Source organism: Dactylosporangium vinaceum (genome assembly GCF_019904175.1).
Lineage (GTDB): Bacteria > Actinomycetota > Actinomycetes > Mycobacteriales > Micromonosporaceae > Dactylosporangium > Dactylosporangium vinaceum.
In genome coordinates, this window is sequence record NZ_CP061913.1 from 7985869 (window position 1) to 8003855 (window position 17987).

General features: G+C 71.9%; 13 protein-coding genes. 1 reads left to right on the forward strand and 12 read right to left on the reverse strand.

The window, feature by feature from the left end:
* Positions 1-79 precede the first annotated feature (79 nt).
* From Dvina_RS35840 to Dvina_RS35875, 8 genes are all read right to left on the reverse strand, one after another.
* A complete protein-coding gene (locus tag Dvina_RS35840; RefSeq protein ID WP_223093709.1) occupies positions 80-2524 on the reverse strand; it encodes a glycoside hydrolase family 2 protein in 2445 nt (814 codons plus the stop codon).
* 83 nt (positions 2525-2607) lie between these two features.
* Positions 2608-3666, reverse strand: coding sequence for a LacI family DNA-binding transcriptional regulator (locus Dvina_RS35845; protein ID WP_223093711.1), 1059 nt, complete (start codon positions 3664-3666; stop codon positions 2608-2610).
* Positions 3667-3688: 22 nt separating this feature from the next.
* Positions 3689-4498 carry a carbohydrate ABC transporter permease gene (locus tag Dvina_RS35850; protein ID WP_246655541.1) on the reverse strand — a complete coding sequence of 270 codons (810 nt, stop codon included), beginning with the start codon at positions 4496-4498 and terminating at the stop codon, positions 3689-3691.
* Entirely contained in the window at positions 4495-5394 is a 900-nt protein-coding gene (locus Dvina_RS35855; RefSeq protein ID WP_246655542.1) for a carbohydrate ABC transporter permease, read from the reverse strand. Before Dvina_RS35855 ends, Dvina_RS35850 begins: the two co-directional genes overlap by 4 nt.
* A gap of 28 nt (positions 5395-5422) precedes the next feature.
* A complete protein-coding gene (locus Dvina_RS35860; protein WP_223093715.1) occupies positions 5423-6706 on the reverse strand; it encodes an ABC transporter substrate-binding protein in 1284 nt (427 codons plus the stop codon).
* Positions 6707-6730: 24 nt separating this feature from the next.
* Complete coding sequence (locus Dvina_RS35865; RefSeq protein WP_223093717.1) at positions 6731-8671, reverse strand: cellulase family glycosylhydrolase; 1941 nt, start codon at positions 8669-8671, stop codon at positions 6731-6733.
* Between the two features lie 248 nt (positions 8672-8919).
* Positions 8920-11064 (reverse strand): terpene synthase family protein, encoded by a 2145-nt coding sequence (locus Dvina_RS35870; protein ID WP_223093719.1) that lies wholly within the window; start codon positions 11062-11064, stop codon positions 8920-8922.
* A 15-nt stretch (positions 11065-11079) separates the two neighbouring features.
* Entirely contained in the window at positions 11080-11865 is a 786-nt protein-coding gene (locus Dvina_RS35875; protein ID WP_223093721.1) for a bestrophin-like domain, read from the reverse strand.
* Positions 11866-11952: 87 nt separating this feature from the next.
* On the opposite strand from Dvina_RS35875, the gene Dvina_RS35880 reads away from it, so the two are divergent.
* On the forward strand, positions 11953-13080 hold the full coding sequence (locus Dvina_RS35880; RefSeq protein ID WP_223093723.1) for a hypothetical protein: 1128 nt from the start codon (positions 11953-11955) through the stop codon (positions 13078-13080).
* 16 nt (positions 13081-13096) lie between these two features.
* On the opposite strand, the gene ispH is transcribed toward Dvina_RS35880, so the two are convergent.
* From ispH to Dvina_RS35900, 4 genes are read right to left on the reverse strand one after another with little or no spacing between them, the layout of a single operon-like run.
* Entirely contained in the window at positions 13097-14050 is a 954-nt protein-coding gene (ispH, locus tag Dvina_RS35885) for a 4-hydroxy-3-methylbut-2-enyl diphosphate reductase (protein ID WP_223105896.1), read from the reverse strand.
* Positions 14051-14064: 14 nt separating this feature from the next.
* On the reverse strand, positions 14065-15090 hold the full coding sequence (locus Dvina_RS35890; RefSeq protein WP_246655544.1) for a family 2 encapsulin nanocompartment cargo protein polyprenyl transferase: 1026 nt from the start codon (positions 15088-15090) through the stop codon (positions 14065-14067).
* Positions 15091-15092: 2 nt separating this feature from the next.
* Positions 15093-16529 carry a family 2B encapsulin nanocompartment shell protein gene (locus Dvina_RS35895; protein ID WP_343217046.1) on the reverse strand — a complete coding sequence of 479 codons (1437 nt, stop codon included), beginning with the start codon at positions 16527-16529 and terminating at the stop codon, positions 15093-15095.
* Complete coding sequence (locus Dvina_RS35900; protein WP_223093727.1) at positions 16519-17943, reverse strand: family 2B encapsulin nanocompartment shell protein; 1425 nt, start codon at positions 17941-17943, stop codon at positions 16519-16521. The genes Dvina_RS35895 and Dvina_RS35900 overlap by 11 nt, the downstream gene beginning before the upstream one ends.
* Positions 17944-17987: the final 44 nt, after the last annotated feature.

A 17987-nucleotide genomic window follows, 5' to 3' on the forward strand; every position in this document is an offset into this window, starting at 1 on the left:
GCGGGCAGGATAGTCCGCCGGCACCGCGACGGCACCGCCGCCCCCTGTCCGCACGCTGCGGCGGGAAGGGCCGTCCCGGTCAGCCGGTGATGAGGTCGTTGGCGGTGCGCAGGACCGGGGCGCTCGACCAGCGCTGCGGGTCAAGCTCTCCCGCACCCGTGACGTGCAGGGTGACGGTCTCGCCGGGCATGAGGGTCAGGAGCTGGCGGTCCACGGTGGCGGCGGGGTCGACCCGGTCCGGGAAGACGGTCAGGTCGCGCAGCAGCGTGTGGGCCGTCACGTGCAGGTCGACGCCGTCCGGGGCCGCGCTCACCGTCACCGCGGCCGACGGGCGGGGGTAGGCCAGGTCGACGTCCTCGGCGAAGAAGTGGACGGCGCGGTCGCCCGGGAGGTCGGCGACCAGGAGCTCGGCGGACGGGGACTCCGGGGTGGCGACCTCGGGTGGCAGCGGTACCGTCACCGCGCCCCCGGCCGGCACGTCCACGCTCAGCGTGACCTTCGCGCGCGGGGTGCCGTCGAAGGCGAGCCGGCGGACGTCCAGCTCGGCGCGCCACGGCTCAGGGGTGTCGTTGACCGCGACCACCGCCACCGCGCCCTCGCGGGGCTGGAACGTCACCAGCCGGTCGGCGTACACCCGGCGCAGGGCGAACCAGAGGGGCTTGCGACGGCCGTCGCCGTCGACCGCGGACCAGGACGTGACGGGCCAGTTGTCGTTGAGCTGCCAGACGATCGTGCCCATGCAGAAGGGCTTCAGGGCGCGGAAGTGCTCGATGCCGAACGCGATCGCGCGGGACTGGTTGAGCTGCGTGGCCCAGTGCCAGTCGTCGATGCCGTCGACGGGCGGGAAGTGGCCCACGAGGCCGCGCGCGAGCTTGTCGTTGCCGCCGATCGCCTTCTGGTGGTGGGCGACGCCGGGCGACTGCGGCGTGAGCGGGTCGTCGCTGACGGCGCGGCGCAGGGTCGCGAAGGCGGGCGGCGCCTGGAAGCCGAACTCGGCCACGAACCGCGGGCGGTAGGTGGCGTAGTGGCGGTAGTCGTGGGTGTTCCACACGTCCCAGATGTGGGTCGTGCCGTGTGCGGGGTCGTTGGGGTGGACGGCTGCGCCGTGGGCGTCGACACCGCCGGAGTAGGGGCTGCCGGGCCAGTACGGGCGGGTCGGGTCGAGCTCGTGCACGATCCCGGGCAGCACGCGCAGGTAGTAGCCCTCGCCCCAGGTGCGGCCCTCGAGGTGCTCGGGCCAGCCCCAGTCGTGGAAGCCCCAGATGTTCTCGTTGTTGCCGACCCACATGACCAGGCTCGGGTGCGGCATGAGCCGCGCGACCTGCTCCCGCGCCTCGGCCGCCACCTCGCTGCCGAGCGGCTCCTCCTCCGGGTACGCCGCGCAGGCGAACGGGAAGTCCTGGCCCACGAGGACGCCGAGCTCGTCGGCGACGTCGTAGAAGTCGTCGCTCTCGTAGCGCCCGCCGCCCCACACGCGCAGGAAGTTGACGCCCGCGGCGACGCCCTGGCCGATCCGCTCGGCGTAGCGGGCCCGGTCGACCCGGGTCACGAACGCGTCGTCGGGGATCCAGTTGACCCCGCGCACGAACACCGGCTCGCCGTTGACCCGCAGCACGAACCGGGAGCCGCCGGCGTCGGCCGCGGTGTCGAGCTCGACGGTCCGGAACCCGATCCGCCGCGTCCACGCGTCGAGCACGCCACCCTCGGCGGTGAGCTCGACGCGAAGGTCGTGCAGCGTCGCCGCGCCGAAGCCGCGCGGCCACCACAGCGCGGCGCCGGGCACCTCGACGACGACCGACGCCGCGAGCGCGCCCGCGGGCACCTCGACGGCCGACTCGACCCCGCCGACCGACGCGGTGACGACGACCGGGACGTCGGTGGTGCGCTCCAGGTCGACGAGCACCTCGACCCGGCCGGTGGACCCGGTGACCGTGACGACCGGGCGGACCCGGGCCAGGCGGGCGGTGGACCAGGCGTGCAGGCCGATCGGCTGCCAGATGCCGGCGGTGACGACCGTCGGGCCCCAGTCCCAGCCGAAGTTGCAGGCCATCTTGCGGATGTACTGGAACGGCTCGGGGTAGGCGTTGGGCCGCGGGCCGAGGGAGTCGCGGACACCCTCGGCGTAGTCGTAGGCCGAGTCGAACCGGACGCTGAGCCGGTTGCCGGTGGGCCGCAGCAGGCCGGTGACGTCGAAGCGGTACCCCCGGTGCTGGTTGGCGGTCCGGCCGAGCTCGGTGCCGTTGAGGGTGACGGTGGCGACGGTGTCGAGGCCGTCGGCGACGAGGTCGATGCGCTCGGCGCGCAGCTCGGCGGCGTCGAACGAGGTCTCGTACAGCCACGGCGTGCGCCCGATCCAGTGCAGCCGCACCTCGTTGTCGTCGAGGAACGGGTCGGGGATCGCGCCGGCCGCCAGGAGGTCGGTGTGCACGCAGCCGGGCACCGCCGCCGGGAGGGTGTCCTCGACCGGCGCCGCCGCCGCGGCCCGAACGGTCCAGCCGGAGTGCAGGGGACGCAAGACTGACATTGAGGATGCTCCCGACTTAACCGTATAAGTTTCAGCGGACAAAGCCTATGAGCGCCCGCGAAGCGGTGTCAACGTGAACCGGTTCAGCGCACGCGCGGCGGGCGGGTCGACTGGCGGGCGGTCAATGTGCCCGGCGGTAAGGTCAGCCGGGTCTCCACGCCGCCGTAGACGGCCGTCAGCAGCGCCCGGGCCGTGAGCTCGGCCTGCAGGGCCGGGACCTGGACCACCGCCGTGATCTCGGGCACGGTGATCTGGCACAGGTCGGAGTCGTCCCACGCCACGACCGAGAAGTCGTCGGGCACGGTGAGGCCCATCTCGTGGGCGACCTTCAGCGATGCGGCGGCCATGACGTCGTTGTCGAAGACCAGGGCGGTCGGCGGGTCGGTGCGGCTGAGCAGCTCGCGGGTGGCCCGCATGCCGTCGGTGGCGCTGTAGTTCGTGTACACGGACCGGTAGTCGACGTCGCCCGTCGCCCGCACCGCCTGCTCGTAGGCCACGTCCCGGCGGATCGTGTGCAGCAGCTCCCGCGGGCCGGCGACCCGGGCCACCGCGCGGTGCCGCAGCGCCTTCAGGTAGCTGATGATGGCCAGGGCGGTGCCGTCGGTGTCGACGTCGACGTTGCTCACGCCGGTCAGGTCGGAGGTGGCCTTGCCCGGGTGGCCGCCGCCGATGAGCGCGGCCGGGAGGCCGATCTCGCGCAGCGCGGCCGGGCGCGGGTCGCCGCGGCGCAGGTCGGTCAGGATGACGCCGTCGACGTGGCGGCCGCGGTACCAGCGCCGGTAGACGTTGATGGTCTCCTCGAAGTCGTCGACGAGGTGCAGTACCAGCGCGACGTCATTGCGGTTCAGCTCCGCTTCCACACCGCTGAGCATCTGGGTGAAGAACGAGTCGACGACCATGACCCGGGGCGGGCGGACCAGGACCATGCCGACGGCGTTGGCCCGGGCCGTGCCCAGGGAGCGGGCGGCGATGTTCGGGGTCCAGCCGAGCTCACGGGCGGCGGCGAGCACCCGCGCCCGGGTCTGCTCGGAGACGCCGGGCCGGCCGTTGAGCGCGTAGGACACGGCCGCCTCGGACACCCCGGCGTGCGTCGCGACCTGCCGGATCGTGACGCGTCCCTGGTGCTCACCGGATGCGCTCATCGTCCGGCACCATACACGATGCTCATTTGGTGGCTCCGGCCGTGAATCCGTTGTAGATGAACCGCTGCAGCGCCAGGAACACGATGAGCGTCGGGATGATCACCAGGATGACGCCGGCCGAGATGACCTCCCACTGCGCGCCGAACGGGCCCTTGAACCGGAACAGCGACGTGGAGATGACGCCGAGCTCCTGCGACGGCATGTAGAGGAACGGGATGTAGAACTCGTTGTAGATGGCGATGCCCTTGATGATGACGACGGTGGCGATCGCCGGCTTCAGCAGCGGCAGGATGATCCGCCGGTAGATGGTGAACGCGCCGGCGCCCTCCAGGGCGGCGGCCTCGTCGAGCTCGGTCGGCACGCCGCGCAGGAACTGCTGGAAGATGTAGATCGAGATGATGTCGGTGCCGAGGAACAGCGCGATCGCCGACCAGCGGGTGTCGTAGAGGCCGAGGGTGTCGACGACCTTGAACGTGGCGACCTGGGTCGTCACCCCGGGCACCAGCGTGGCCAGCAGGAACATCGCGATGACGAGCGGGCGCAGCCGGAACGTGAAGCGGTCGATCGCGTAGGCGGCCATCGAGCCGATGAGCACCGTCCCGGCCAGCGACACGACCAGGATGATCGAGGTGTTGACGAAGCCCCGCAGCATGTGCCCGTCGTTGAACGCGGTCGCGTAGTTGGCCAGGTTGAGCCAGTCGTGCGGCGGGTCGAACGGCCCCGACGTGGCGAACTCCTGGTGCGTCTTCAGCGACGCGAAGACCAGGACCAGGGGCGGCAGCAGTACCACAAGTGCCGCCCCGAGCAGGCTGAGGTGCTTGAGCAGCCTCACGAGAGCGTCACCTTCTCCTCGGGCGCGATGCGCCGCTGCAGCCACGTCACGACCAGGATGATGACCAGCAGCACGACCGCCATGGCCGAGGCGAGGCCGAACTTGTAGTACTTGAACGCCATGTTGACCGTCTGGATGACGAACGTCTCGCTCTCGTTCGCGCCGCCGGTCATGATGAACGGGATCTCGAACACCGACAGCGAGCCCGAGATGGCCAGGATGAACGACAGGCCGACGACCGGGCGGATCCCGGGCAGGATGATGTAGCGGAACTGGGCCCAGCGCGAGGCGCCGTCCAGCTCGGCCGCCTCGTACAGCTGGCCCGGGATGGACTGGATGGCGCCCAGGAAGAGCACGAAGTTCAGCCCCAGGTAACGCCAGATCGACGTGCCGGCGAGCGAGTAGTTCACGACGCCGGGGTCACCGAGCCACTGCTGCGTCGCGCCGCCCAGCCCGACCGCCTGCAGCGCGGAGTCGAGCGTCCCGCCCGGCTGGAAGAAGAACAGGAAGATCATGCCGATCGCGACGCCGTTGATGAGGTACGGGAAGAAGATGAAGCCCTTGTAGACGTTGCGCAGGAACGTGCTGAAGCTGAGCACTGTCGCGAAGTACAGCGCCAGGACGATCTGCACGAACGACGCGCCGACGTAGTAGAGGCTGACCTTCAGCACGCCGAAGAGCTCGGGCCGGGTGAAGATCTCCACGTAATTGCCGAAGCCCACGAAGTCCTTGGTGGGGCTCAGACCGTCCCAGTCGGTCACGCTGTACCAGAACATGTTCGCGACCGGGATGTACGTGAACACGACCAGGAACGCCAGCGGCACGATGAGGAACACGTAGGGCGTGACGGGGCCGCGCCGGGGTTTCCGGCGCGGCCTGGCGTTGAGCGTCGCCACGATCTGTTTCAGCCCTTCTGGCCCGGAGTCACTTGAGCTTGGCCCTCGCGGCGGCCCACTTCTTGTTGAGATCGGCGAAGAGCTGGTCCTTCGACTCGTTCTTCGCGCCGCGGGCGGCGTCGACGATCACCTGGCGGTACTTGCCGTCGAAGAGCGCGATCTCGGCCGAGTTGCCGATCTTGTCGGCGAGGCCCTCCTTGCCCTTCGGTGCCGGGTTCAGCTCGATGAGCTCGGTCTTGGCCGCGGTCAGGTCGGCGAGCGTCGACGGCATCGCCGCGCTCTTCAGCGTCGACACCCCGCCCTGGTCGGTGGCGTAGTTCGACTCGTCGGTGAACCAGTCGATCCAGGCCCGCGCGGTCGCCTTGTTCTTCGAGTTGACGTTTATCGCGTTCTTGTAGTCGCCGCCGATGACGGAGTAGAACTTGCCGTTCGTCTGGTGCGGGAACGGCCAGTAGGCGATGTCGTCCTTGCTCGCCGCCGCCTGCTGCATCTGCACGATCGACCAGGAGCCGAGCATCATCGTGGCGATCTTGCCGGTGCCCAGCAGGCCCTTCGACTGCTCCCAGTTGGTGGTCGTCGGGTCCGGCTCCGTGTAGCCGCCCTTCACCGCGTCGTAGAGCAGCGAGTCGATGATGTAGTGCTCCTTGCCGGCGGCCCACGGCGCGTCGTCCTCGGCGAGCTTGGTCACCGCGTCCGGGTCGCCGCTGACCGCGCCGCGGACGCCCTCCCACTGCCCGAGCGGCCACGCCTCCTTGTAGTTCGTGTACAGCGGGATCGCGCCTGTCTTGTCCTTGATGGCCTTGAGTGCGGCCAGGAACTCCTCCGGCGACTTCGGCGGCTCGGTGATGCCGGCCTGGGTCCAGACCTTCTTGTTGAGGACGTACCCCTGCGCGTTGCCGGTGATCGACAGCCCGTAGACCTTGCCGTCGAACGTCTTCTCGTTCGTCACGAACCGGTACTTGTCCTTCAGCGCGTCGACAGTGCCCAGCGGCTCGAAGAACGACTTGAGCTGGTCGTCGGTGACGGAGTTGGGGATGAGCAGCACGTCGCCGTAGTTCTTGGTGTTCATCCGGACCCGCACGTCGCCCTCGTAGTCCGTGATGGCCTCGAACTTGACGGTCGTGCCCGGGTACTTCGCCTCGAACTTCTTCTTGTAGTCCTGGAACACGGTGTTGACGATGTCGGTGCGCTGGGTCAGGACGGTGATCTCACCGCCGATCTTCCCGTCGCCGCCGGCGTCGTCGCTGCCGCAGCCGGTCGCGCCGCCCAGGACCAGGCCCAGGGCGAGCGCTGCGGCGATCATGCTTCTCATGTCGGCTCCAAGTGGGGGGTGTGGTTACTCGGCCCGAATGTTGTCGATGTCGAACGAGCCGCCGCCGGAGATCCACACGTAGATCACGCGCACGTCGGCCAGGGCTGTCGCGTCGCACGATATCGCGGTCGTGAGGTCGATCGAGACGGTTGTCGAGGTGCCGGCGTCGATCCAGCCGAACGTCGACTGGCACCAGGTCCACGCGTCGCCGGTCTGCACCGCGATGCTCGTCGAGGTGCCCGCGGCGGCGGTCCGCAGGTCGTACTTGAGCGTGCCCTTGGCCGACAGGTCGAGCGGGGCCGGCAGCGGCGCGATGCCGAACCAGCCGCCGTCGGCCGCGGTGACCCGCAGCCCGGACGCGCCCTGGGTGTGGAAGTCGGGGGTCGGCGCGACGGTGCCGGCGTTGGCCTGCCAGTTGCCGGGTGCGAACCCGTCGGTGCCGTCCTCGAAGCCGGCGATGAGCAGCGCGTCGCCGGGCCGGGGGCGGACGGTGACCTCGATGCGGGCGGGGTTCGACTGGCGGCCGGCCTCGTCGCGGATCGTGTAGGTGGTCGACGCCTTACCCTGGAAGCCGGCGGCCGGGGTGAACGTCACTGCGCCGGTCGCCGGGTTCAGCGCGAAGGTGCCGCCGCTCGTCGACGTGGCGTCGAGGTGGATGGTGGAGGGCTTCACCCTGGTGCGGTACGCGATGTCGTTCGCGGCCGGCTGCAGGGTGACGGCCTCGTCCCGCAGCGTCTGCGCGGTGTCGTCGTCGGCGACCGGCGGGCGGGACCGCTGGCCGTGGCGCAGCTCGTCGCCCGCGTTGGCGATGGTGGTGCAGACGGGGCTGGGGCAGTACACCGTGAAGCCGTCGTAGTCCGGGTAGTTCGTGCCGTCGTCCTGGACGCCCGACAGGATCCAGTAGAGGAAGCCGTCGAGGTTGTCGCGCACGGCCTCGTCCGTCCACGCCTTGTACGTGAGGTTGCGGGTGGTCTTGTCCTTGATGCCGAACTCGCCGAGCATGACCGGCTTGTGGACCCGGTCGGCGATCTGCGCGTGGGTGCGGATCCACTGGGTGCCCCAGGCCGCGTCCTTGCCCCAGCCGTCCGGGTACAGGTGGAACGAGGCCAGGTCGACGCCCGGCAGCGCGGCCAGGGCGGCGGAGTCGACGCCGTCGGCGCAGTTGATCGTCCAGTCGGAGCTGGTCCGGTCGGTGCACAGGAAGCCCTCGTCACCGACGCCGACGAGGTGGTTGCGGTCCACGCCGTGCATGAACCGGGTCACGTCGTCCGCCCAGTTCACAAGCGTGCGGTCGGTGCAGCTCGCGGAGCGGGGCAGCTGACCCGACCCGCCGCAGCGCGGCTCGTTGGCCAGCTCCCAGGCCAGGACCGTCGGGTCGTTCTTGTACTGCACGCCGGTGAGCGCGTTCGTGCGGTTGAGCACGTGCGCGATCCAGTCCTTGTACCAGCCGCGGATGACCGGGTCGGTGTAGAAGTCGTCGTGGTTGGAGCCGCCCCGCCACTTCACGTACTGGTCCATGCCGCCGAAGTCGCTCCAGTTGTTCGTCAGCGGGATGACCAGGCGCAGACCCTTGTCGTGGGCGGCTTTCAGCACGTAGTCGAGGCGCCCCAGGCCGTCGGGGCCGTCGTTGGCGACGGGCTTGGTGCCGTCGAAGGACAGCAGCGACACGCCGTTCTGCCCCGACTCCATGAAGCCCCAGGTGCGCAGCACGTCGAACCCGGCCGCGGCGGCGTCGCCGAGCACGTCGTCGACCATCTTCCGCGACTGGTAGTGCAGGTAGTAGTTGTTGGACCCGGCGAACCGGAACGTCTTGCCGTCGAGCTTGAGATCGGCCCCCTGCCGGGTCACGAAACCCTTGCCGGCGCCGGTTTCGGTGTTCTCGGCGGCGGACGCGGTCCCGCCGGCGGCGACGAGCACCACCGCGGCGGCCGCGGTCAGAGCCCGCACGAGCAGTCTGGTGTACATCGGTGGCCTTTCTCGGCGAGGGAGGGCGGACGCCCAAGCCGTGAACGTAGTCAGCACCGTGCATGCGTCAACAGCGCCGGTCGCGCACGCTGATCAGCCGGGCTGCGACCCGGAAACTTTCAGCGGAGAGGCGGCGTGGGTTAAGCGGTTAATGCGACCCGACCATACGATCAGAGTCCCGGGCAGTCAAGAAACTCGATAAGCCCCGGCCGCGTCGAACGCGGCCGGGGCTGAGTGGTGGTGCGCGCCTACAGCGACGCAACGGCCCCGGTCAGGTGGCCGGAGCGCAGCCAGTGCGGGATCGCCGGGGCGGCCTGGCGGCGGCGCAGGACGGCCTCGTCGTAGCGGTCCGTGTCGCGGTGCCACTTCAGGACCCCGGCCAGCCAGTTCTCCAGCTCGGTCACGTAGCGATTAAGCGCTTCACGTGCCCGCGGGTCCAGCTCGAAGTGCTCGGCGATCAATGGCAGCTCGGTCGCCGCGATGTGCTCGAACTGGCGCATCCGCTCGGTCATCAGGTCTCGCACGACCTCCACCGCGGCGTCCCGCCCGAGCTGCAGGAAGTGCTGGACGACCAGGACGATGTTGTGGACCTCGCCCTCGTACTGCACCTCCTTCTGGTAGGAGAACAGGTCGTTGACGAAGCAGGCGTAGTCGGCCGCCGCGTTCTCCAGGTTCTGCATCGGCCGCGTGGCGAACAGCGCGTCGGGCAGGGCCCGCTCGTGCGCCAGCCGGGCCAGGCTCATCGTCAGGTCGGAGCCGAACGTGCGGCGGCGCATCTCGATGTAGTCCACCGGGTCCGGGACGCGGCGCAGGCGGTGGTTGTCCAGCTCCCACAGCCAGCTCGTCAGCATCGACTCGACCGCCGCCCGGTAGCGGGCCGCACCGGCCCGGCTCATCGTCGCCGCCGTCCGCGGCCACAGGTCGGCCAGGCCCGCCTCGACCGGGTTGGCCGGGACGATCGCGGCGCCGTCCATGATCTGCGAGAGCCGGGACACGAACAGCCGCGCGCCGGCCAGGTCGCCGGTGGTGCCGTACACCTGCGGGAAGTAGTCGTCACCGTAGGTGCCCCAGCTCAGCCAGCGGGTGCCTTGGACCAGCTCGTCCTGCGTGCCGTCGGGGTCCAGGGCGGCCGCGCACACCGCGAGGTCGATGCCGGCCAGGCTCTCCCGGGTCCACACCATCGTGAAGAAGCCGGCCCGCTGCGACCAGTCGAGCACGTCGCGCCGGGCGTGGTCGAGGTGCCGGTTCTGCCGGGCGGTGAACGGCATGTACAGCTCCGGCACGGGCAGGTGCCCGACCGGCGCGAACGGCGCGGGGGCGACCTGGCGCACCCGGGAGCGCAGGCCGAGCCGGGCCGCGGCCGTGCCCAGGCCGCGCGGGCCGCCGAGCCGCGGCGGCCCCGCCGGTGCGTTCATGTACCGCGAGGAGCGCATGTGCCACTCGTGCCCGCCGGCCTGCCAGTCCTGCAGCCCCTGGGCGTACTTCAGCACCCGCAGCTGCTCCGCCGGGTCGAGCGCGTGCTCGGCGAACAGCGGCTGCAGCTCGGTGAGCACCGTGTGCTCGAACTGCTGCAGCCGGGACGTGAGCAGGTCGTTGGTGGCCTCGGCGGCCTGCTGCGCCGAGTGGCCCAGGAACCGCTCCAGCACCAGCACGCAGTTGGCCAGCTCGCCCTCCTCCTGCGTCTCCCGCTGGTAGGAGAACAGGTCGTTGCGCAGGTGCACGCCGTCGGCGAACGTGTCGCGCAGCACCCGCAGCGGCCGGCTGGCGGCGACCCGGGCCGGGACCTCGGCGCCCGTCGCGTGCTCGACCAGGTTGGCCGACCACGGCGCCCCGCCGACCTTGCGGCGCATCTCGATGTACTCGATCGGGTTGGACACCCGCCCCGCGTTGATGTTCGCCAGCTCCCACAGCGACTCGTCGAGGAGGTTGCGGGTGCTCTCGGCGAAGCGCCGCCGCCAGTCGGCGGTCATGCTCGGGACGGTGCGCGCCCACAGCTCGGCCAGCCCGGCCTCGACCGGGTTCGCCGCCGGCGGGAACGCCGCCGGCTCCGCGGGCATGTACTCGCGCAGCCGCTGCAGGTAGGCCCGCGCCCCGGCCCAGTCCTGGGTGCGCTTGTAGACCTCGAGGAAGTGGTCGTCGAAGAAGAAGACCCAGACGTACCAGTCGGTGACGAGGTCCAGCTCGGCGGCGTCGCACTCCGGGTGGGTGTACGCGCACAGCAGCGCGTAGTCGTGGGCGTCGAAGTCGGCCTCGGTCCAGACGCCGGAGCCCTCGATCATGCCCATCTCCCGGGCCCACGCCTTGGAGTGGGTGCGGGCGGTCTCCAGCGCCGGGTTCAGGCGGGCCGGGTGCGGCTGGTAGAACTCCGGCAGCTGGAACGGTTGCGTGCTCACGTGTGGTGAAACCCTTCAGGAAGCCGCGCCGTCGTCGACGACGCTGGAGAAGACCTCGACGGTGACGCTCTCGCCGCGCTGGAACGGGAACTCCAGCTCGTAGACGGCGAAGAGCATGAGCGCGGACATGGCCGAGAGCATCGCGACGATCGCGAGATACTCGCCGCTGCCCTTGACCCCGAACATGAGCGCGTTGGCCAGGGTCAGCACGTCGCCGACGATCAGCGCCAGCCACATGACCCTCGGCAGGCCGGCGTCGGCGGCGGCCAGCCGCGCGTCGCGGGACACGACGAGCTCCCGCAGCGTGTTGCGGGCCTCGGCCTGCCGGGCGACTGCCGCATCGTCGCCCGCTCCGGACGGGGAGCCGACCGGCTGGTCGACGGCCCGCCAGAGCTGGGCGATGACGCCGCTGCCGGCCCGCCCGACGGGCTCGCCCCGGGCCATCGCCGGCCACTCCTGCCGCTCGACGATCTGGACGTACTTCGCCGTCTGCGCCTTGAGCGCGGCGGTCTGCCCGGCCGGCAGCGTCTCGGCGTAGCGGTCCAGGTCGACGATCGCGCGCGCCTCGGCCCGGCTGCTGTCCTGGGCGGCGTCCCCGGCCTCCCACACGCTGACGATCACAAACGTCATGAGGATCGCGTAGAGCACCCCGATGATCGCGAAGGCGATGCCGGCGACGTCGTTGTTCTCCTGCCGGTCGGCGACCGGCACCCACCGCTGCACGGCCAGCCCGGCGACGACGGCGACCGCGACGGCCACGGCCACCACGAGCAGCCCGCCGATCAGGATCTCGCCGTTCACCGCCCGCCTCCGTCCGCTACAGTGACAACGCGCAAAAGCGACAAATCGACCTCGGGGGCCCCTATGCCGGGAGTACAGCTGCGGCGATTGGCCGTCACCGCTCTGGCCGTGACGCCGACGCCCCTGGTGCCGATCGCGCCGCTGCCGCCGGGCCTGGTCTGGGTCGGCCAGGCGCCGGGCGTCACCGGATCGACACTGCACACCGCCACCGGCCAGGTCCGGCTGCGGTACTCCCTCAACGCCATGGCCTGCGGACGCGACGGCCTGCTCACCGCGCTGGCCACCGAGCTGGACGGCAGGCGCCTGCCCGACGCCCCGCACCTGGTCCGCGTCACGACCGCGGGTGCCGTCACCGATCTCGGCCCCGCGCCCGGCCGCCAGGACCTCGTCGCCGGGTACGGCGCCGCGATGGCCACCGCCCCCGACGGCTCCACCGAGCTCCTGGTGACCACCGGCGACCGGCTCCGCCCGCTGCGCCTCTCCCCCGGCCCGCCCGCGCCGCTCGCGTCGCACGCGCTGCCGGACCTGCCGTACGCCGGCGACTGGGCCACCGACCCCCGCACCGGCGAGCTCGTCACCGTCGTGTCCATGGCCGGGGTGGCCCGCGTGGTGCGGCTGCGCTGGGACGCGGCGACAGGCGTCGGCGCCGTCGACACCACCACCGTGCCCGCGCTGCCGCCCAGCTCGGCGTACGGCGGGGTCGCGGTGCTGGCCGACGGCTCCATCGCGGCCGTGTTCAACCGCAACGCGGGCCCCGGCGCCGGGGCCGGGACCGGGCGGGCACCGATGGGCGGGGCGCTGTACCGCATCACCGGCACCAGGGCCACGAAGCTGGCCGACCTGGGCCCGCTGACGTCCTCCGACGCCGCCACGTGCCCGGTGCCGTCGCCGCCACCACAGCCGCCGGTCGCGGCCCGGGCGGTGCCCACGACCCCGCCGCCGGCGACCGCTGCCGCGGCCACGCCCGCGCCGGCCGCCGCTGCGGTGCGCACGACGCCTCCGGCGAAGCCACCAGTGCGCAGCCGGGGTCCGTCGCCGTCGCCGAGCGCACCCGGGCCGACGCCGTCGAGGAAGCCGGCGTTCGTGCCCACGACCGTGGCGCTGGCGGCGAGCGAGGCCCGACACCGCATCGGCTCGCGGTACATCCCGGTCGTCGGCGCGCTGATGGTCGCCGCGGTCGCCGTCGCCCGCCTCGTGCGCCGGAACCGCCGGTAGCCGCCCGGCCGCGGCCTCATGCCCGGACCGCCGGTGGCAGCGCGAACTGGAGGTGCTCGGCCGCGACCGCGCGCTCCTGCACCGTCACCGGCCCCCGCGCCCGCAGCACCTCGATCACCTCGTCGACCAGCCGCGGCGGCGCCGACGCCCCCGCGGACAGCCCGACCACGCGCGCCCCGGCCAGCCACTCGGCCCGCACCCCGCGCACGTCGTCGATGAGGTGCGCCGGCGTGCCGAGGCGCCGGGCCAGCTCGACCAGCCGCTGCGAGTTCGACGAGTTCGCCGAGCCCACGACGAGCACCACGTCGGCGTCGCGGGCGATCGCCTTCACCGCCTCCTGCCGGTTGGTGGTGGCGTAGCAGATGTCGTCCGACCCGGGCCCGCGCAGCCTGGGAAACCGGGCCCGCAGCGCGGCCACGACCTCGGCCACCTCGTCGGCCGCGAGGGTGGTCTGGGTGAGGTACGAGACCCGCTCCGGGTCCTCGACCTCCAACGCCGCCACCCCGGCGACGTCGGCGACGAGCACCGTACGCCGCGGCGCCTCGCCCAGGGTCCCCTCGACCTCCTCGTGCCCGGCGTGCCCGACGAGGATGACGGTGTCGCCCCGCCCGGCGAACCGCCGCGCCTCGGCGTGCACCTTGGTGACGAGCGGGCAGGTGGCATCGACGACAGCGAGCCCCCGCCGGTCGGCCTCGGCCCGCACGGCCGGCGACACGCCGTGCGCGGAGAACACGACGGTGGCCCCGTCCGGCACCTCGTCCAGCTCGTCCACGAACACCGCGCCGCGCGCCTCGAGCGCGGCCACGACGTGCGAGTTGTGCACGATCTGCTTCCGCACGTACACGGGGTGCGCCCGCTGTTCGAGCGCCTTCTCGACGATCTCCACGGCCCGCTCGACCCCGGCGCAGAACGATCGCGGCGCCGCGAGCAGCACGGTGAGCCCGTCCGCCACCGCCCCGCCCGCGTGCACGTCGTGAGCGCCGCTCACCGGTCCCGCCGGGTGGCCAGGCGGGCCAGGGCGATGAGCTCCGCCTCGGTGCGGGGGTCGGGCTCGGCGGCGGCCAGGGCCTCGACCGCGCGGGCCAGCAGGTCGTCGGCGTGGGCCTGGGCCCAGAGGCGGGCGCCGGCCGCCTCGATCAGGCCGGCCTCGCCGCTCAGATCGTCAGGCGCCGGGGCCGCGTAGGAGACGCCCAGCGCATTGCCGGCATCGGTACCGCTCGTCAGCGCCGCCACCACCGGCAGGGACTTCTTGCGGCTGCGCAGGTCCGAGTGCACGGGCTTGCCGGTGACGGCCGGATCGCCCCAGATGCCGAGCAGGTCGTCGGCGAACTGGAAGGCCAGGCCCAGGTCCTCCCCGAACTGGGCCAGGCGCAGCACCTGCGCCGGGCGGCCGCCGCCGAACAGGGCGCCGATCGCGCACGCGCAGCCGAGGAGGGCGCCGGTCTTGGCCGAGGCCATCGCCAGGCACTCGTCGACGCCGACGTCGTCGCGGCGCTCGAAGTCCAGGTCGGCGCTCTGGCCGTCGAGGAGGCGCTGGACGGCGGCGCCGAGCATGCCCGTGGCCCGTGTCGACGCCGGGTGGGCACCGGCCGCCAGCACGTCCATGGCCAGAGCCAGCAGGGCGTCGCCGGCCAGGATGGCGGCGCTGGTGCCGAAGACGCTCCAGGCGGTGGCCCGGTGCCGGCGGGTGGCGTCGCCGTCCATGACGTCGTCGTGCAGGAGCGAGAAGTTGTGCACGAGCTCGACGGCGACGGCCCCGGACACCGCGTCGAGGTCGGTGCCGCCGGCCGCGAGGGCCCCGCCGAAGACGAGGGCCGGGCGCAGCGCCTTGCCCGCGTCCGCCCGCGTCGGGGTGCCGTCGGGGTCCCACCAGCCGAAGTGGTAGCCCGCGATGCGCCGCATGGACGACGGCAGCGTGTCGACGGCGGCGCGCAGGGCCGGGTCGACCAGGCGCCGGGCCTCGGCCAGCTGGACCTGGGCGGTGCGCGGGTCGGCGATGACGGCGACCACTGTCAACCTCCAAAGCCGGCGCCGGCCGGCTGCGTCTTCGGCGATGCCTGGGCCGCCCGGCAGTCGACGTGCTCGAGGATGCCCAGCGCGTCCGGGACGAGGACGGCGGCGCTGTAGTAGGTGCTGACCAGGTACGAGATGAGGCCCCGCCCGTCGATGCCCATGAAGCGGGCGTTCAGCCCCGGCTCGACCTCGTCGGGCAGACCGGTCCGGCGCAGGCCGACGACGCCCTGGTCATCCTCGCCGGTGCGCATGGCGATGATCGACGTGGTGCCGCACCCGCCGATCGGGATCTTGTCGCACGGCAGGATCGGGATGCCGCGCCACGAGCTGAAGGGCCGGCCCTCGTACTGCACCGGCGGCGGGTACAGGCCACGGGCGGAGCACTGGCGGCCGAACGCGGCGATCGCCTTGGGGTGCGCGAGCAGCACCCGCGTCTTGCGCCGGCGGGAGACCAGCTCGTCGAGGTCGTCCGGGGTGGGCGGGCCGCTGCGGGTCGAGATGCGCTGGCGCAGATCGGCGTTGTGCAGCAGGCCGAAGTCGCGGTTCACGAGCAGCTCGCGCTCCTGGCGCTCGCGCAGGGCCTCGATGGTCAGCCGCAGCTGCTGCTCGACCTGGTCCATCGGCTGGTTGTAGAGATCGGCGACCCGGGTGTGCACGCGCAGCACGGTCTGGGCGACGCTGAGCTCGTACTCGCGCGGGCCCAGCTCGTAGTCGACGAAGGTGCCCGGCAGCACCGGCTCCCCGGCGTGCCCGGCGGCGACAGCGATCTCGGCCTCGCCGTGCCGGTTGGCCCGCCGCTCGCGCTCCTGGACCTTCTCGCGGTGCTGGGCGATGTGCCCGCCGAGCGGCGTCTGGGCGCGCAGCCGGTCGATCTCGTACGCGGGCAGCGCCAGCAGTGTCGTCGGCGTCGCCGTGCGCACGGTGAACGCCCAGGCGTGCTGGGCACCCTCGAAGACGCCGTCGCCGAAGAAGTCGCCGTCGGTGAGGACGCCGAGGAGCGACTCCTCGCCGTAGCGGCCCCGGCCGAGCTGGCGCACGCGGCCGCGCACGATGAGGTACACCCGGTCGGCGGGCTGCCCGGCGGTCACGACCGTCTCGTCGGGGCCGAGCTCCAGCTGCTCGAAGCGCTCGGCGAGGGCGCTGAGCACCGACTCGTCCTCGAGCTCACGCAGCGGCGGCAGCTCGCGCAGCTCCTGCGGGATGACCCGGACGGCCGCGCCCTGGCTGGTGAACGTGACCCGGCCGTCACCGAGGGCGTAGGTGAGCCGCCGGTTGACCCGGAACGCGCCGCCCTCGGCCTCGACCCAGGGCAGGGCCCGCAGCAGCCATCGGGGCGAGCTGCCCTGGGTCTGCGGAATCGATTTGGTGGTCGTCGACAGGGTCCGGGCGGCCTGGGTGGAAAGGCTGCGCCGGTCCTGCCCGGCCTCAGTTCTCACGGCCGATTTCCACATTTTCGAGAATGGCCAGGGCGTCGGGCACGAGCACCGCCGCGGAATAGTAGGCGCTCACCAGATACGAAATGATCGCCTGTTCGCTGATGCCCATGAAACGCACGGAAAGCCCGGGCTCGTATTCGTCGGGAATACCGGTCTGGTGCAGGCCGATGACGCCCTGCTGCTGTTCGCCGGTGCGCATGAGCATGATGGACGTGGTGCGGGTGTCGCTGATGCCGATCTTGTTGGACGGGAAGATCGGGACGCCGCGCCAGGCCGGCACCTGGTGGCCGCCGACGTCGACGCTCGTCGGGTAGACGCCCCGGCGACTGCACTCGCGGCCGAACGCGGCGATCGCGCGCGGGTGGGCCAGGAAGAACGACGGCTCCTTCCAGACCATCGACAGCAGCTCGTCCATGTCGTCCGGGCCGGGGGCGCCGCCGCGGGTGTAGGTGCGCTGGGCGAGGTCGGCGTTGTGCAGGAGGCCGAAGTCGCGGTTGTTGACGAGCTCGTGCTCCTGGCGCTCGCGCAGGGCCTCGATGGTCAGCCGCAGCTGCTGCTCGACCTGGTCCATCGGTTTGTTGTAGAGGTCGGCGACGCGGGTGTGCACGCGCAGGACGGTCTGGGCGACGCTGAGCTCGTATTCGCGGGGCGCGGGCTCGTAGTCGACGAACGTGCCGGGCAGGACGGGCTCGCCGTCGTGGCCGGCGGCCAGGTCGATCGCGGCCTCGCCGTGGTCGTTCGTCGCCTTCGGCGGCTCGCTCTGCATCCGCCGGATGTGCTCGCGCAGCGAGTCGGCCTGCCCGTTCATCTGCATCAGGGCCTGGCGGTTGAGGGTGAGCACGGTGCAGCCCGTCAGCGCCTTGGCGGTGAAGTCCCACTGGGTCATGCCGAGGTCGGTGAGGATCTCGGAGCCGAAGTGGTCGCCGTCGGCCAGCACGCCGAGGACCGTCTCCTCGCCGTACTCGCCGGCGCCGATCTTGTTCACCTTGCCGTGGGCGATGAGGAAGACCCGGTCGGCGGGCTGGCCGCGGCTGACGATGATGTCGCCGGCCGCGAACTCCTGCTGCACGAACCGCTCGGCGAGGGAGCGCAGCGCGTTGACGTCGTCGAAGCCGCGCAGCGGCGGCAGCTCGCCGAGCTCCTGCGGGATGACCTGTACCTGGGGTCCGGTGGAGACGAACGTGACCCGGCCGTCGCCGACGGCGTAGCTGAGGCGGCGGTTCACCCGATACGCCCCACCGCCCGCCTGCACCCAGGGCAGGAGCTTGAGCAGCCAGCGGGAGGTGATCTCCTGCATCTGCGGCACGGACTTCGTCGTCGTGGCCAGGTTGCGGGCGGCGGCGGTGCTGAGGCTGAGGCGGCGCTGCTCATCGCGCTCCTGGGAATTTTGATCGGTCGATTCGAGCAGGGTCATTGTTCTTTTCCAATCCGTTTGTGGGCAGGGTGCAGCGACGCTGC

Bases quoted from the DNA above. Each gene is read 5' to 3' on its own strand.
- Dvina_RS35840 (WP_223093709.1), bottom strand. From the start codon at position 2,524: ATGTCAGTCTTGCGTCCCCTGCACTCCGGCTGGACCGTTCGGGCCGCG.
- Dvina_RS35845 (WP_223093711.1), bottom strand. From the start codon at position 3,666: ATGAGCGCATCCGGTGAGCACCAGGGACGCGTCACGATCCGGCAGGTC.
- Dvina_RS35860 (WP_223093715.1), bottom strand. From the start codon at position 6,706: ATGAGAAGCATGATCGCCGCAGCGCTCGCCCTGGGCCTGGTCCTGGGC.
- Dvina_RS35865 (WP_223093717.1), bottom strand. From the start codon at position 8,671: ATGTACACCAGACTGCTCGTGCGGGCTCTGACCGCGGCCGCCGCGGTG.
- Dvina_RS35900 (WP_223093727.1), bottom strand. From the start codon at position 17,943: ATGACCCTGCTCGAATCGACCGATCAAAATTCCCAGGAGCGCGATGAG.